Genomic DNA, 14,944 nt, shown 5'->3' on the forward strand with positions numbered 1-14,944 from the left:
TGAGGTCTCACGGCTGCACCTCAAGCTCGGGTTTCGCCTGACCTTTATACAGAAGATTGTTGGCCTCCATCTCCTCAAAGGTGACTGGCTCGAAGTGATTGACATCCACTCCGGCATTCAGCATCCTCTCGTTTGCCTGGATGAGCGGCCAGTAATCCGCATCGGTATTGCCGTGGATGTGGCCAAAGACCATGTAGCAGCGCATGATGTGTGGCCAGGACATCATGGGGTAGTGGCAGAGGGTGTACTGCCGCTTCCCGTCTGCGACATACAGCAGGTTATTGACGCTTTCAAAGAACTGTTCCGTCTGACAACTCCTGATCCATCCCCTGTCATGATTCCCAAGGATGAGATGTTTCTTTCCCCGCAGCCGCCGCAGGTATTCCTCCGGCGGCTTTTGGTTGCGGTAGATAAGGTCGCCGAGGATATAGACGGTATCCTTTCCTGTGACCTTGCGGTTCCAGTTTTCGATGAGGGTTTCGTCCATCTCCTCGATACTGGAAAAGGGGCGGTTGCAAAGGCGGATGCAGTTTTCGTGGCCGAGATGCAGGTCGGAGGTAAAGAAAATCATGGGCTTTCATCTTCCTTCTTCAGCCGGGGAACCGGGACCGGCTGCCATCGGCAGTATTTTACAAGCTCTTCCCGGTGCTCCCGAGGCAGATTCATGAAGTCGACGATGCTTTCTCCCGGAAACCGGTCGTGACAGTAGGCGGGAAAGACTCCCTCCGGCACGATGCCGATGGCCTCTGCTCCGGTCAGGCGGGCCTTCAGTTCCTCTGCGTTTCGGATACATACGGGAACGCCTGCCCGATGAAGCGCCAGGAAGAAGTGGATCGTCTCAATCGTCCGGGTCTCTGCAAGACCGGCCACTACCAGATAGTAGCCATGCTCATCCTGCTGTACGAAGCAGTCGATGTGGGTGCTGTTGCCGCCCCGGCATACCTCCCAAGGGTGGCCGGTGCGGGGACGCTCCTTCAACCACCGGGCAAAGGCTTCGGGGGAATCTCCGTCCAGCTCGGACAGTCCCTCATCCCGCCCATCGGCGTGGAGGGCGTACTGCTCTTTTTCCGATTTCTCCGTTCCGGTGTATCCCATAGCCCGATAGCCAAGGGCACAGAAGTGATAGAATTCGTTTGCAGTCACGGATGGGAGCCGCTTGTTTTTTCCCAAAGGATACCCCTCCGCCGAGGTGAGAAACTCCTCCACCTCCTGCTGGGAGATGTTCTGGAAGAACTCCTCCTCCCACTGAGGGAATACCCTCCACAGATCCCGGCGCAGGACAGTTCCGGTTCGATGCCAGATGGGCAGCTCCCGCTCCACCAGTTCCTGATAAGAGCCGGTCTCCACCATCTGAACGGCGTCTCGTACCGCACCCTCCAGCCAGGCGGTGAATGGGGCGATGTCATAGGGGAAGGCGCGCTCTTTGCGGCTGTCCATCTCCAGCACATGGCGATGGCCCAGGAATACCGCCCGGTATCCGATCTCCTGATCCTCGCCAGCGGCAAAGTGGAACCACTCTACCTCCTCTGGGAACTCGGAACGCCACCAGGTTTCAAACTCCTCAAAGCTCTCCACCTGCCCTTCCTCCCGTAACTCCTCAAAGCTGCCAAAGTCCTCGATGTCACCCCGCTCTGCACGAAGCCAAAGCTCCCAGCTATTGTTCTCTGGGGCAGGCTCCAGCCGGTGGAGAAGGCGGAAGATGCGGTCGATGGCCTCGTAGGATACCTCGTCATAGGTGAACGAACAGTTGATATTTCGGTACTCCACCCGACCCAGCCAGTTGATATAGTGCTTGATCTCCGGCGCTTTCATGGTGTTCACCTCCTCCGTATCAGTGATGTTCCCTGTCCTCCGCCTCCTCAAACTGGAGCCGGAAGATGGCAGCGTGCTCTCTCACAAGAGCAGGGTGTTTGTAATAGATATGGCGGCAGAGGATTTTGTACAGTTCAAAGAGTCTTGGATCATCTCCAAAGTCCACAAGTCCGTCCATGATCCTCTCGATCTCTCGTTCCTCGGTAATTCTTCCGTTCAACACCTGTTCTACCAAACGGCTGTATTGCCGATATGCGGCGTCCATTAGGCGTGAGATTTCCTGGACGATCTCACGGATTGCGGCAAAGCACGCCTCCTGCTCCTTGGCCTCCGGTCTTTCTTCCTCTGTCATAATGTGTCCCCTCCCGTCAAGAGCTGCGGGGCCGCCTCCACACGGTGGAAGAGGAAGTGTATCCGGTCGATGTGCTTTTCGATATGCCAGTGTCCACAGAACCAGTGATCGTATCGCAGCTTTCTCTCGATCTCCTCCAGCCACTGCTCTGTGGAGGCATCCACAGTGCTCTGGTCGATCATAGGAAGAAAGGCTTCCCGCGGTTCATACTGATAGGGACAGGTGTGGGAGAGGACGGTGTCCACCTGCCAGCCGCAGGCGTCCAGTGTCTGGATGACGTTGTCCTTGATCTCCTTGGAAGGCTGCTCGTCTGGCCACCAGCCGTATCCTCTGGCCAGCCGGTAGAACTTGTCCACACTGTAGGCCCCGCCGATGACTAAGTGACGGAGGCCCTCCAGATCAAAGATCTCGCCATCCATAGCAAACAGCAGGCGGGGGAAGGCTTCCTCCACCCAGACCGTCCCGCCATTCCATTCTTTCGTTTGGTAGGTTGGTATGTTGGCCGGACGCACTTCGTGATTCCCATGAATGCACAGAAGGGTGGGTTTCACTCTGGTCAGGAGCCGCTTCATCTCGGTGTCCTTTCTGTTTAGGAAATAGTTGGCCCCCACATCCCCCAGAAGGACGAGGGTGTCCTGCTCGGTCAATTTCTGCCGGTCGCAGAACTGTACGATCTCACGGGGGTCCCCGTGGATATCGCCCGTGTAGTAGATCATTGGCTATACCACCTTTCGCCCTCCATTATACCAACTTTGGAGGCCCATATCTCGGACTTTCTGAAAACATATTCACGGTTCCGAAAAACATATTCACATTTATGTGCACGATTCGACCGGCGGTCAGTTCCCGTGACTTCCAGTCGATTGCTTTCTCAGGTTCGGGCTGTAAAATCAAAGTTATCTGGTTTGCCGTATCTGCCTTGATGCTCTTTCAAGGAAGTTTTCAAGGATTTTAGAACATCCATGAGAATAAGCATCTCATAGGTGGTGCAATCTGAAAGAAGCAGGGTGATCTCCTCGCTGGCACACCGTTCCGAGCAGGTGAGCTGTTCCATCAGCAACCGGTCGGGAGAAACCTCCAGCGCATTCGCAATGAGAACAAAGGTGTCCAGACTCATGCTCTTGATACCGCTCTCTATGTAGCTGATGTAAGAAGGCGTTTTATCTACCAGTTCAGAGAGCATTGCTTGAGAAAGGTTGTTGCGCTGACGGATTTCACGGATGTGCTTACCAATGGATTTGTAGTTCAGGCTCATAATAAGACCTCCAAAAAAATTTGTAGTCTTATTATAGTGTTTAGATTATATCATCAACTTCGCATTATATCAATTTCACCTCAAGTTGATATACTCTTAGAAATAGATAATCTGGAGAATATATCTAAAGGGGGGGAGCCGATGGCGGAACATGATTTAACCGAGAGCCAGCTAATCGGCTCCCGCATTCGTGAAGCACGGATCAACCGGCACATGAGCCAAGCCGACCTTGCTGTGAAGGCCAACATTTCTTTGCCACATATCAGCAACATCGAAAAAGGCAAGACGAGCATGAAGCTGGAGTCCTTCATTCGCATCATCGAAGCTTTGCAGGTGTCGGCAGATTCCATGCTTCGGCCAGATATTCCGGAAGTGAGAAGTCTCTATCAGAGTGAGTTTGACGAGCTGCTCGCTGATTGCTCTCCCAAAGAGCTGGATTCCATCTTGAGAATCGTTCGGGAATTGAAATCCACCATGTCAAAACGAGAGGATAATATCTAACAAATTGCGAGCTGGACAGTCCGGCTCGCTTCTTTTTTTCTCGTTTATCGACCAGAAGTCAAGGTGTTGACTTCTGGTCGATTTTGTTCATAGCCTGCAGATTATATAATGATTTGGAAGATAATTTGCGGGGGGAGCATGTATGTCAGAGTTGGCTGTTCAGAACGAAGCGTCGGAGCAGGAAATCATGCCGTCTTTTGATTTTCTGCTGGAAGGAGAGTCGGAAAAGAATGCGCTTTTGGCGGAACACCACGCTTGGTTAAAGGGTATCAGGCGCGAGCGTCCGCTTCCGAAAAATCATCACAGGGTGGCGGTGTATATCCGCTATTTTAATCAAACCCGGTATGAAGATTATCTCTCCGCTCACAAGAAGCAGTTTTTGGATACGCTGGCTCTCTGCCCGAACTGGGAGTTTACCGGCTTCTATGTAGATGAGGGCAGTTCCGCCCCCAATATGGAAAGCGCGCCGGAATGGGCAAGACTTCTGCAAGACTGTTACGAAGGCAAGGTCGATCTGGTCATTACCCAGAAGGCGAGCAATATCTCCAAGAAGCTATCGGAGCTTTCCTTCTGTGCCCGGCTCCTGGCGGCGCTGCCCAAGCCGGTGGGCATCTACTTTGTTTCAGAAGATATCTATACTCTGGCTTCCTACTATCAGGAGGATCTACACGACCCGTACTTTTTGCCAGATCCCGGTTGGAAGATACTCCCCGATGACGAACCCCGGAGGGAAATGCTTCATGATTGACAAGTCCACGAGAAAACAGCTTGCGGAGCGGAAAGAACGGGTTCGCCGGCGCATCAACACGAAAGTTGACCCGGAGAACTATGAATTTATCCCGGCCAAAAAGCCCATTGATTACTACGACAACGATATTGAGCAACGGGTCGCCGTGTATGCCCGTGTCTCCACAGACAATGTCCAGCAGACTTCCTCCTATGAGCTGCAAAAGAAATACTATGAAGATTTTGTTGTCCATCACCCAAACTGGACATTGGTCAAGATCTACGCCGATGAAGGTATCAGCGGGACTTCTTTGGCTCATCGGGATGAATTCAACAGCATGATCGCCGATTGCCGCAGCGGTAAAATCGATATGATCATCACCAAAAGCGTGTCGCGCTTTGCCCGAAATGTGGTGGACTGCATCAGCATGGTTCGAATGCTTGCGGAGCTGCCCAGTCCTGTAGGAGTGTTCTTCGAGAGCGAATGCATCTTCTCGCTCAAAGACGATTCCCAGATGGCGCTTTCTTTTCAGGCCACCATGGCTCAGGAAGAGTCCCACATCCGAAGCCGGAGCATGGAGACCTCCCTGCGGATGCGGCTGGACGGCGGCTTGCCCCTGACCCCCAAGCTGCTGGGGTATTCTCACGATGCGGAAGGGAATTTGGTTGTGAACCCGGATGAAGCACCAACGGTGAAGCTCATCTTCTATATGTACCTGTACGGATACTCCACCAGCGATATTGCGGCGGCGCTTACCGAGCTGGGCCGAAAGACTTATCTGGGGAATATCAAGTGGACATCCAATTCCATTGTCCAGGTCCTTCGCAATGAGCGTCATTGCGGGGATGTGCTGACCCGGAAGACCTTCACCCCAAACTATCTGAACCATAAGTCCAGAAAGAATCGAGGCGACCGGCCCCAGAGCCTTTACCGAAATCACCACGAGGGCATTGTTTCCAGAGATGATTTTATTGCGGTTCAGCATCTTCTGAACAACTCCAAGTATGGCAATCGCTCCATCCTCCCGGAGCTGCGGGTAATTAACAGCGGCCTGCTCAAAGGGTTTGTGACCATCAATCCCCGGTGGGCTGGATTTAAGCCGGCAGATTACTACCAGGCTTCCATCAGTATCTGCCCATCCGACGAACAGCAGGAAGAACTGTCCGCACCCACAAGCATTACCCTGGGGCCGGGCGACTTTGACATGAGAGGCTTTGAGATTGCCCGTAGTGAATTCTTTGATAGCTATCACCGTCCTTATGTGTTGTTCCAAGATAAAAAGATCAAATTCAGCACCGATTGCGTGCGGAGCTTCGGGAAGAACAATTATGTAGAGATGTTGGTTCATCCGGTGGAGATGCGATTTGCCGTTCGTACAGCGGCAAAAAGCAACCGCAACGCTGTTGCCTTCTCAAAACTGGTAAACGGGAAGTATTACCCCAGAGAGATTGCAAGCGCGGCTTATATGGAAACGCTTTATCAGCTATTTGGCTGGAGCACGGATTTGAAATACCGTATTGCCGGGGCCTTGTACCAGACCGAACATGAATCAGCGTATATTTTCGACATCAACGACGCGGAGGCATTTATTAAATCGTACCTGCTTGCGGGTCAGAAGGGGGAGCAGAGTGCATCGGAGGCCGTACAGCCGCTTTCCATCTCGGGTAAACGTGTACGGGCTGTTCCAGAAGAGTGGATTGGCTCTTTTGGAAAGCAGTATTATCTCCATCAGCATTCCATCCAACTAATTCGTAACCAAAGTGAAGAAGACTGGAAGATCCGCATGGAAGGACAGCTCTATGAAACCGGACAGAAACTCCATGTGACTGGATTTGAAGAGCTGAGAACCTATATCCGCCAGGAATTTAGCCAGTGCGGGAAGGAGGAACCATAATTGAACGATGAAAATCTGGGAAAGCCGGAAGGCGTAATCGCCGGAATGCTCCGTACTTTGGATGGAGAACAGACGGGCAATGACCCGCCTGTCGTATTGGAGATGGAAGCGGAGACCGTCCCGTCTGATAGCGCCGGCGGGGATGAAGTTCTGGAGCTGCATCGAGAATTCAATTACGACGGCTATCAGGTAGTGCGCCGGGAGTTCTTTGCCCATATCAATGAGCCCTCTGTGACCTTCAACAACTACAAGTTCTATGTAAACGCTGCCTGCCTGAACCGTTTTCCCCAAGTGAATCAGGTACAGGTGCTGGTCAACCAGGAGAGTAAGATTCTGGCGATCCGCCCCTGTCGGGCAGAGGACCGGGATGCCTGCGCCTGGTGTACCACCGGTTCCGGCAGGCGTAAGCCCAAGCAGATCACCTGCAAGATCTTCTTCGCCAAGGTATTCTCTCTGATGGGGTGGAACCTGGACTATCGGTATAAGCTCCTTGGACGAGTAATCCATGCCAAGGACGAGTGGCTCATCGCATTCGATCTGACCGCTACTGAGGTCTATCAGCGCGTGCTGAAGGACGGGGAAAAGCCAAAATCGTCTCGGACGCCTGTATTCCCGGAAGGTTGGAAAACGCAATTTGGCCTTCCATTCCGTGAACACCAGAAATCCATGCAGGTAGATATTTTTGAGGGATACGCCGTATACGGGCTGCGCGACAACATTTCTGCTAATGCAGTAAAATGTGCAGACGGGCCTGTCTCTGGTAATGAAGACAAGTAAGTCCGTTTAGGGAGGATAAGGATATGAATCGTGATAATCAATCCCAAGCGTTATTGACGCTTGATCCTTTACGCAACAGAATTCGCATCCACAGGCAGACGATTCGTCTCCTGGGAAATCCTGCGTATGTTCAATTTCTGGTAAATCCAGAGGAACTGTACATCGCTGTTCTCGGTTCTGACAAACCAATTTTAGGCGGAACCGCAAACAAGGTTCGGTTATCAGATACGACCCAGCAGTCTGTGGAATTCTATAGCTCAATTCTACTGAACAACTTTTCTGAAATGGTGGGCGGCTTTGACCTGCGGTTCAACTACCATCTAACTGGGGAGATCGACCAGATCAACCGGGTCGCATATTTCTCCCTCAAAACAGTAAGACAGCAGGAACGCAGGAGGCAGCATGGCAGAGAAGGGGTTTAGGCAGCTCAGAATCGATCCGGAATTCAAAAATTTGATTCCTCCTCTCCGCCGTGAGGAATATCGACAGCTGGAGCTCAATCTGGTGATGGAGGGTTGCCGTGAAGACATCATTGTTTGGAACGACACCATCGTTGATGGCCACAATCGCTACGAGATCTGCAACAAATTGCAAATCCCGTATGGGGTAAGGGAGCAGGCTTTTTCCAACCGAGCTGCCGCCATCGTCTGGATCTGCTCCAATCAGCTTGGCCGCCGCAACATTTCAGAGGAGACAAAGAAGTATCTGATCGGCAGGCAATATGAGGCGGAAAAGAAAGTTCAGCGGAACGAGCAAGGCTACAATCAGTATCGTCTAAATCCCCGCACGGCAACAGGAAGGGGCCGTCCTATCGATGAAGAGAGCGGTCGGCGAACCGCCGCACGTCTGGGAAAGGAGTATCATGTGTCTGGCGCAACCGTTCAAAAATACGCTAAATATAGCACGGCATTAGATGCTATCGCAAAAAATGCGCCGGAATTAGTTCCACATATTCTATCAGGGACATACAAGATCTCATTTGAGAACATTGTAGTCTTGGCTGAGATGGAACCCGAGGAACTAAAGGCGCTCAGCAAAAAAATTGGAAATAATCCCTATGCGTTTGCCCGATACAGTGAGTCGAGGCGCAGCCTCTCCCCAGATTTGCCATCCAAAACTTCTATGCAGGCGGTGGAACAGCCTGGCATCAAGACTATGCCCGCCTATGACCCGGATGCAGAGGTTGCGGGGCTCACTCTCACCATTCCTTCCTGGATGAGCTCTATCGACCGAACAAAGTCCATGGCACATCTGGAGTCAATCTCATCTACAGCCAAGGAAAATCTGTGTGTAGCGCTGACGGCACTGGAAGAGAAAGTGCAGGAGATGCTTACCGCAATCAAGGAGGATTCCTGATGGCCGATTTCAGTATGTTCGTGCCCAATGTACATTTTGAGCAGATCCCTATTAAAAATCTTGTGTCCAACCAGGAGTACCAGAGAAGCATCTCCGAACAGCACGTACTAAATGCGGCAACTCATTTCGACCTGTATCAGATCAATCCCGTCAAAGTGAGCCGAAGAAACGGGGTGAACTATGTATTCAACGGACAGCACACGGTGGAAATTGTTGCGCTGGCTTCCGGCTCCCGTGATACTCCAGTCTGGTGTATGATTTACGACGATCTGAACTACGAACATGAGGCAGATATCTTTGCCAATCAGATGAAGTTTGTAAAACCTCTAAAACCCTACGAGGTGTTCATGGCAAATATCGAAGCTGGAAACCAGAAACAGCTTATCATCCGTGATCTGGTAGAGTCCTACTCGCTGTCTATTGGGCAGGTTCGGAATTATGGCGTGGTTTGTGCGGTATCCACTCTGGAAAACATTTTTGACAAATTTGGATACCATGTTCTTGACCGAACGCTGCGCCTGTGTGTGGGCACTTGGGAGGGCGATATGAATTCCCTTTCCGCCAATATGCTCAACGGAATCGCCAGATTGGTCTACACCTTTGGCGACGCAATGAAAGATGAAACCTTTAAGGAAAAGGTGGGGGAAATGTCGGTCAAGCTGCTCTCGAGGACAGCCAAGGAACGGCGGCCCGGCTCTATGGGTTATGCCGAGGCAATGCTTCTGGCTTATAACCGCAAGTGCAAATACCCGCTCAAGTGGACCAAGCTCTATGAGAAGAATGTGGGTAACAATGAAGGATTGGATATTGATACGGATCTGGATGAGGAAGAGGGTGAGGACACCTTGGGGGATACCCCCGAGGAATAAAGGAACGGACGACTCCACAGGGAATCGTCCGTTTCCTTGCTTATATTTGAAGGGAAAAGGCGGTGTGCATATACTCCATAGCGCCGCGGCTGAGGCCGTACTGCTGCGCCAGCCGCTCCCAGCGGCTGGATACGGTCTTGCAGATCTCCTCTGCCGCCTGCTCCGCCTCCTGGGGGGACAGGCCGAAGTAATCAGCCACCTCCAACGCCAGGGCCAAGTCAATGGTGTTGTCATACTCGCTTACATTGAGGGAAAGGCGGTTTCCCGCTGGGTCAGGATTCACATCGTAGAGGGGTGCCAGCCGCCAGCCGGTGGGGGTCAGGAGGAAACCGTGGTTGCGCAGGTGGTCGTCAGTATTGGACACCGCCATGCTGAACACGATCCGCTTCCACAGCTCGGCCAGATCCTGCCGGGGTGACGCCCCGTGGGCCCGGATGAACGCCGCCAGATCCAGATAGCTGCTTCCATCCGCTGCCGAGGCCCCATCGGTTTTGCCCAGCAGGGTCATGGCGGAGGCGAAGTGGATGCGGCGGCTGCCATCCCGGTCGAAGCGCTTGACCAGAAAGGTGCTGCCGGTCTTGGAGAAGGTCTCCAGCTTGGACTCCGGCACATCCAGCCCGCAGAGTCGGGCCAGATCATGAACCACCTTCTCCCAAGCCCCTGTGTTGGTCTCATCATGTTTGGAAGGAAACTTGGCGATCCACAGAGCCCCGTCCGCCGCCTGCACTGTGGCCTTGGGTCTTGCCCCGCCCAGAGAGGAGCCGGGAGCCAGCAGTTCCCGAAGCCATGTTTCGTTCAGGCCGCTCTCGTCATGCTCGAAGGCGAGAGAGGCATTCTCCAGCGTCCTGAGATGCACCCAAGGCGGAGTGGCGAAAGCCTTGTCATGGGAGAGAAATTCCCCGCCCTCCTCCAGAGCAAACCGCAGCGCCCCCATGCGGGATTCATCGTAGACCCCCAACAGGAAGTCGCTCTCGGTGAGCTTACGGGGCTTGCGGTCCTCTTTGCGGGCGTCGATGGCCTCCTTGCGCCTCATCAGCAGGCGTCCCCAGCGGTCCGGGCAGGAGTCGGCAAACAGCCCGAAAAGCCGCTTGTCCAGCGGCACATACTGCCGCCCCCGGTAGAGGGCCAGGTCTGGGTCCAGGGAAAAGGAGCTGTCGGCGGAGGCCAGCCAGACGGGGTCGTACTCAAAGGAGAAGGTCTCCTGTCCCCGGACAAAGCCGCAGCGGAGCCTTCCCAGGAGACTGGGGAGTTCTCCCCGCCAATTTTCGTACACATAGATGGTTCGTTCCTCCTGAGCCATAGGCTACTCTCCTTTCTTGGGCGCCCGTCTTCTGGTGGGCAGCGCCAGGTCTTGCAGCTTCCTGCCAAACTCATCGTCCTTGGCGATGAGCAGCAGGTCACTGTCCATATTGTTCAGTGCGTGTAACACGGCGGCATAGGAACCGATGGATACCGTAGGCGCACCCTTCTCGATGGAGATCAGGGTGGCCCGGCTGATCCCGGCTCGCTCCGCCACCAGTTCCAGACTCAGCTTCCGGCGCAGGCGGGCCAAGCGGATCTGCTCTCCCATCTGCTCCAGGATCTCCCTTGTCTGCGGCATGATGACCGCCGCTTTTTTCGCCATGCACAATCGCCTCCTAACATATATTATACTATATTATTTCGGCGATTATGTCAATTATATTTGAAGTTATGAATTTTCTTTCTCTAAGTGTTCTTCGATGAGATACCCTCCTCCGAAGATAATGTCCAGCCTACCGTCGGGATACACCTTCACACATTCGATCATCTGATGGACAATGGTATCGTCGTACTCCATCTTTCTCGCCGCACGGTCTGCTATGATTTGTTGCAGTTGAAGGATGCGGTCATCATTCCCCTTATCGGAGAGAAGGGCTTCTTCCAGCTTCTTGATTCGCCCTTGCAGGAGCTCGATGGTATCGGATAGTTCCTTGAATTCCGCTTCATGGCTTTCGATGCCATCGCCGCTCTCTACGCTCTCATTGATGAGGGACACCATTTTACGGTTCAGGCCATCGATTTTTCGGCGGAGCAGGTCGATTTCGTCGCTGCCTCCATTCAGACCGATGGCCTCCCCGATGGTCGCCCGCATCAGTGCAAGATAGGTGGCTTCGTCTTCCTCGTTAAAGCGGTTGACAGCCCGGACGATAGCTGCATGGAGTGCCTCCTCGTCTACTGTAAGGGAAGATTTGCAGTATCGCTTTCCGTAGTCCAAGCGGTTGATACAGCGCCAGACAACCCGCTTTCTCCCGCGGGATGTCCAGGTCACGCGCTTGTATCTACTCCCGCATTCTGCGCAGATAATCACATTGGATAGTGCATACCGGGAGTATTTCCCGGTGGCCGTTGTGGCCGTTTTGGTGGAGTTCGGCGCCCGGCTCATCCGCCGGGCAAGTTCTTCCTGGGTTTTGTGGAAGAGTTCCCGGCTGATGATGGCAGGATGGCTGTTTTGCACATAGTACATGGGAGCCTCCCCGTTGTTCTTGCGGCGTACCTTTCCAATGCAGTCGACCGTGACCGTTTTTTGCAGGATGCTGTCCCCGCAGTAGCGTTCGTTTCGGAGGATGCCCTTGATCATGCTGGCGCTGAAGGAGAAGCGTTTCCCTGGCACTTGGATATTTTCTTCTCTGAGTTTGGCTGATATCCGATTTACGGTTTCCCCCGCCAGATACATATTGAAGATCCGCTCCACAATGGCAGCCTCCTCGGGGACGATCTCCGGACCCCCGTCCTCACCCTTTCGATACCCCAGCAGGCACTTGTAGTGGAATATGGGCTTGCCATCCTGAAATCGCTTTCGGAAGGTCCAGGTGACATTTTTGCTGATACTTTCCGATTCGGATTGTGCGAAGCCTGCATAGATGACCAGATAGAGCTCGCTGTCGATCTGCAGGGTGTCGATATTCTGCTCCTCGAAGTAGATGCCGATCCCCCTTGCCTTGAGCATTCGTACATGATCCAAGCAGTCAACAGTATTTCGGGCGAATCTGGAGACCGACTTGGTGATGATATAGTCGATTTTCCCCGACAAGCAGTCGTTGATCATCTTCTGGAATTGGGGGCGCTTATCTGCACGTGTCCCGGAGATGCCCTCATCTGCGTAGAGTCCGGCAAACTCCCATTCGGGCTTAGCGGCAATCATCTCGGTATATACCTTTTTCTGGTTGGTATAGGATGTGAGCTGCTCCTCGCTGTCGGTGGATACCCGGCAGTAGGCAGCAACCCGCCGCTGAAGCCCTGCATCTGGTTGAAGACCTTGAGGAAAACATTTACGATGGCGTCCTTGTTTTGTTTTCCTGTGGACTCGCTCTTAGAATCAATGTTAAACAGAATGACATCGGTAGAGGTCTCAGCAGCTAACTTCATATCGGCAAGTACCATCGGATTGATGATCTTTTTATCGTCGATGAAGTAATCAAGAGCCTTCTTGCCGCCCACCTCGCGATTCTCCAAAAGGTAGGAGAGGATTTTCAGGAAGTGAGATTTACCGCTTCCAAAGAAGCCAGAAATCCAAACGCCCATCTTCGGGGTAGTTCCCACGATGCCTTTCTTATAGGAAGAGTAGAAATCGGCGAAATGCTTTTGCAGTTCACGTGTCACAACATATTCTTCGAGCTCTTGCGAGACATTGGCATCCTCGCCCTGTCCAACAATGATTACGCCTTGAATCTCTCTATCGATCTTCTTGGCAAACATTTCTTTGATCTGCATGGCACTTCCTCCATCACTTCACAAGCCGGAAAGCTCTGTAATAATTATCGTCTTTTATCTCATTGAAGAGTATCAGCTCTTGCTCGTTGTATGTGCCTGGGAAGAACATGACCACTGGTGCGCGGAGATAGGACTGATGAAGATTATTCAACACGTTATGGGAACGCAGGAGAGGGTAGCTTTTACCTACTCCTGTCAAAAAGACAATGGCGTTTTCCGGCGTGTTTTCCTGAATATGCCGAACTATCAAGCTGTCACTTTCGCTCACTTTCATGGAGTTGCTGACCGCCTTCACAATACGCTGGATGCCGTGTTTTTTTTCGAATTCACAGCACTTGTCAACGAACCCCTTGCGCTCCAAAAAGTCTATAATGATGTCATAGAGATCGAAGACAACCAGTCGGTACTCGTCTGTACCTTTCTGGTTCTTGTTCTTCATATACTCGATTCGCTCACGTACTTCCAGTTCCTTTTCTGGCGGATAATCAAAAATCCAGTAGTTGACCTCATTAGCCTTTCCGCTGCTCTGCCGGAAAGAAGGTTTTTTGATTGCCGCCTCCATTGCATCCAGTCTCGCGGTTAAATCCATTACCTCACCCCCGTCAGTGCCTTCTCATAGATTGCCATATTATTCTGCTCCAACCAGCGGGACAGCTCAGGGTCGAAGATCGGTTTCAATATTCTTCTTGCCGTTTTCGCCTTATCAATCACACCTGCTTCGTAGAGCATTGTTTTGTAGCAACGACCCAAGCGAACTAAAGTTGCGTCTGTCCATCCGGCCACCTTTTCATTTTGTTGCTGCTTGTCTTTGAAAAAGATGCGCACATCACTGTCTCTCAGTTCGTTGTTGCCAACGATCATCTTCTCCCGAATGACCTCATAAACAAAATCAAAGAAGAGCGTGTCATACGCCATTGCTGCAATCAACGCAAAGAGTTTCTGTGTCGCGAGATCGCTGGACAGAAAGACAGGAATGAAGCTTTGCTTCAAACTTTTTATTCTCCCAGCCACAGTATTAAATATTTGATTGGATCGCAGTGCTGTTGGTGCTGCAAAGATATTCTCTCTTTGCGCGAGTGCTTTCACCTCGTCCATGTTTTTCCCGTCGTGAAGAAGCTGAACCATCTTGCGGAACTCAACAAACCAGAAGGACATCTTCACTGCACCCGCGCTATATTCTTTTCGCTCCATCCTGCTGTTTGTTCCTCCCCATATTACTCTACACCTTTTCCTGTCCCATTATCGGGACTGTCTGGCAGGATTTCCATAATATCATTAATTCCGCAGCCGAGTTTGAGGCAGATTTTCTCCAGAACCTCGACAGTTGTGTTCTCGCCTTTTTCCAGCTTGCTCATAGTAGAATAGCTGATACCGACATAATCTCGAAACTCTTTTTTCTTCATATCTCGGTCAATGAGAAGCTTAAATAGCTTCTTGTAGGACACTGCCATTTTTTGCACCTCTTCTTCAAAACTACATGGTTGCAAAATTATAGGTCCATTATAGCACACTTCATTGTGAAAGGCGAGAAAATTCATGCGAACGCATAATATTTTATTCAAAAGAAAACAGTGATTTGCCGAGAGCATATTCTCGACAAATCCCTGCTGCTATTACCGAAGATGTCTTTTCTCTGTCCTAAATCTCAGTTAGAGTGAGTCCTTCTGGG

Annotated in this window: 18 protein-coding genes and 2 pseudogenes; 7 read left to right on the plus strand and 13 right to left on the minus strand. The window is 51.9% G+C overall.

Features of this window, described 5'->3' with window-relative positions; genetic code table 11:
- Positions 1-7: 7 nt before the first annotated feature.
- The 5 genes from ACTNBZ_RS00905 to ACTNBZ_RS00925 form a co-directional block, all read right to left on the minus strand.
- Positions 8-571 (minus strand): metallophosphoesterase, encoded by a 564-nt coding sequence (locus ACTNBZ_RS00905; protein ID WP_441207762.1) that lies wholly within the window; start codon positions 569-571, stop codon positions 8-10.
- Complete coding sequence (locus ACTNBZ_RS00910) at positions 568-1,812, minus strand: hypothetical protein (RefSeq protein ID WP_441207763.1); 1,245 nt, start codon at positions 1,810-1,812, stop codon at positions 568-570. The genes ACTNBZ_RS00905 and ACTNBZ_RS00910 overlap by 4 nt, the downstream gene beginning before the upstream one ends.
- Before the next feature lie 19 nt (positions 1,813-1,831).
- Entirely contained in the window at positions 1,832-2,164 is a 333-nt protein-coding gene (locus ACTNBZ_RS00915) for a hypothetical protein (protein ID WP_441207764.1), read from the minus strand.
- On the minus strand, positions 2,161-2,880 hold the full coding sequence (locus ACTNBZ_RS00920; protein WP_441207765.1) for a metallophosphoesterase: 720 nt from the start codon (positions 2,878-2,880) through the stop codon (positions 2,161-2,163). The genes ACTNBZ_RS00915 and ACTNBZ_RS00920 overlap by 4 nt, the downstream gene beginning before the upstream one ends.
- A gap of 155 nt (positions 2,881-3,035) precedes the next feature.
- A complete protein-coding gene (locus ACTNBZ_RS00925; protein ID WP_441207766.1) occupies positions 3,036-3,419 on the minus strand; it encodes a helix-turn-helix domain-containing protein in 384 nt (127 codons plus the stop codon).
- Between the two features lie 141 nt (positions 3,420-3,560).
- Between ACTNBZ_RS00925 and ACTNBZ_RS00930 the strand changes: the two genes are divergently transcribed.
- The 7 genes from ACTNBZ_RS00930 (at position 3,561) to ACTNBZ_RS00960 (ending at position 9,543) form a co-directional block, all read left to right on the plus strand.
- Positions 3,561-3,920, plus strand: a complete 360-nt coding sequence (locus ACTNBZ_RS00930; RefSeq protein WP_441207767.1) for a helix-turn-helix domain-containing protein — start codon at positions 3,561-3,563, stop codon at positions 3,918-3,920.
- 142 nt (positions 3,921-4,062) lie between these two features.
- Positions 4,063-4,668, plus strand: coding sequence for a recombinase family protein (locus ACTNBZ_RS00935; RefSeq protein ID WP_441207768.1), 606 nt, complete (start codon positions 4,063-4,065; stop codon positions 4,666-4,668).
- A complete protein-coding gene (locus tag ACTNBZ_RS00940; RefSeq protein ID WP_441207769.1) occupies positions 4,661-6,541 on the plus strand; it encodes a recombinase family protein in 1,881 nt (626 codons plus the stop codon). Before ACTNBZ_RS00935 ends, ACTNBZ_RS00940 begins: the two co-directional genes overlap by 8 nt.
- Positions 6,542-7,318, plus strand: coding sequence for a hypothetical protein (locus ACTNBZ_RS00945; RefSeq protein WP_441207770.1), 777 nt, complete (start codon positions 6,542-6,544; stop codon positions 7,316-7,318).
- A gap of 23 nt (positions 7,319-7,341) precedes the next feature.
- Positions 7,342-7,740, plus strand: coding sequence for a hypothetical protein (locus ACTNBZ_RS00950; RefSeq protein ID WP_441207771.1), 399 nt, complete (start codon positions 7,342-7,344; stop codon positions 7,738-7,740).
- Complete coding sequence (locus ACTNBZ_RS00955; protein WP_441207772.1) at positions 7,721-8,674, plus strand: hypothetical protein; 954 nt, start codon at positions 7,721-7,723, stop codon at positions 8,672-8,674. Before ACTNBZ_RS00950 ends, ACTNBZ_RS00955 begins: the two co-directional genes overlap by 20 nt.
- On the plus strand, positions 8,674-9,543 hold the full coding sequence (locus ACTNBZ_RS00960) for a DUF6551 family protein (protein ID WP_441207773.1): 870 nt from the start codon (positions 8,674-8,676) through the stop codon (positions 9,541-9,543). Before ACTNBZ_RS00955 ends, ACTNBZ_RS00960 begins: the two co-directional genes overlap by 1 nt.
- 40 nt (positions 9,544-9,583) lie before the next feature.
- Here ACTNBZ_RS00960 and ACTNBZ_RS00965 read toward each other — a convergent pair whose 3' ends face one another.
- The 8 genes and pseudogenes from ACTNBZ_RS00965 to ACTNBZ_RS01000 all read right to left on the minus strand — a co-directional run bounded on the left by ACTNBZ_RS00965 (position 9,584) and on the right by ACTNBZ_RS01000 (position 14,726).
- A complete protein-coding gene (locus ACTNBZ_RS00965) occupies positions 9,584-10,843 on the minus strand; it encodes a type II toxin-antitoxin system HipA family toxin (protein WP_441207774.1) in 1,260 nt (419 codons plus the stop codon).
- A 3-nt stretch (positions 10,844-10,846) separates the two neighbouring features.
- A complete protein-coding gene (locus ACTNBZ_RS00970; RefSeq protein WP_441207775.1) occupies positions 10,847-11,167 on the minus strand; it encodes a helix-turn-helix domain-containing protein in 321 nt (106 codons plus the stop codon).
- Between the two features lie 66 nt (positions 11,168-11,233).
- Complete coding sequence (locus tag ACTNBZ_RS00975; RefSeq protein WP_441207886.1) at positions 11,234-11,947, minus strand: recombinase zinc beta ribbon domain-containing protein; 714 nt, start codon at positions 11,945-11,947, stop codon at positions 11,234-11,236.
- Between the two features lie 12 nt (positions 11,948-11,959).
- Positions 11,960-12,727: pseudogene (locus ACTNBZ_RS00980) on the minus strand (recombinase family protein); the annotation flags it as partial.
- A 56-nt stretch (positions 12,728-12,783) separates the two neighbouring features.
- Positions 12,784-13,275 (minus strand): annotated as a pseudogene (locus tag ACTNBZ_RS00985) (BREX system P-loop protein BrxC); the annotation flags it as partial.
- 13 nt (positions 13,276-13,288) lie between these two features.
- Positions 13,289-13,864 carry a DUF1788 domain-containing protein gene (locus tag ACTNBZ_RS00990; protein WP_441207776.1) on the minus strand — a complete coding sequence of 192 codons (576 nt, stop codon included), beginning with the start codon at positions 13,862-13,864 and terminating at the stop codon, positions 13,289-13,291.
- Positions 13,864-14,466, minus strand: a complete 603-nt coding sequence (locus ACTNBZ_RS00995) for a DUF1819 family protein (protein WP_441207777.1) — start codon at positions 14,464-14,466, stop codon at positions 13,864-13,866. The genes ACTNBZ_RS00990 and ACTNBZ_RS00995 overlap by 1 nt, the downstream gene beginning before the upstream one ends.
- Before the next feature lie 23 nt (positions 14,467-14,489).
- On the minus strand, positions 14,490-14,726 hold the full coding sequence (locus tag ACTNBZ_RS01000) for a helix-turn-helix domain-containing protein (protein ID WP_441207778.1): 237 nt from the start codon (positions 14,724-14,726) through the stop codon (positions 14,490-14,492).
- Positions 14,727-14,944: the final 218 nt, after the last annotated feature.

Source organism: Pseudoflavonifractor sp. HCP28S3_F10 (assembly GCF_052065415.1).
Lineage (GTDB): Bacteria > Bacillota > Clostridia > Oscillospirales > Oscillospiraceae > Pseudoflavonifractor_A.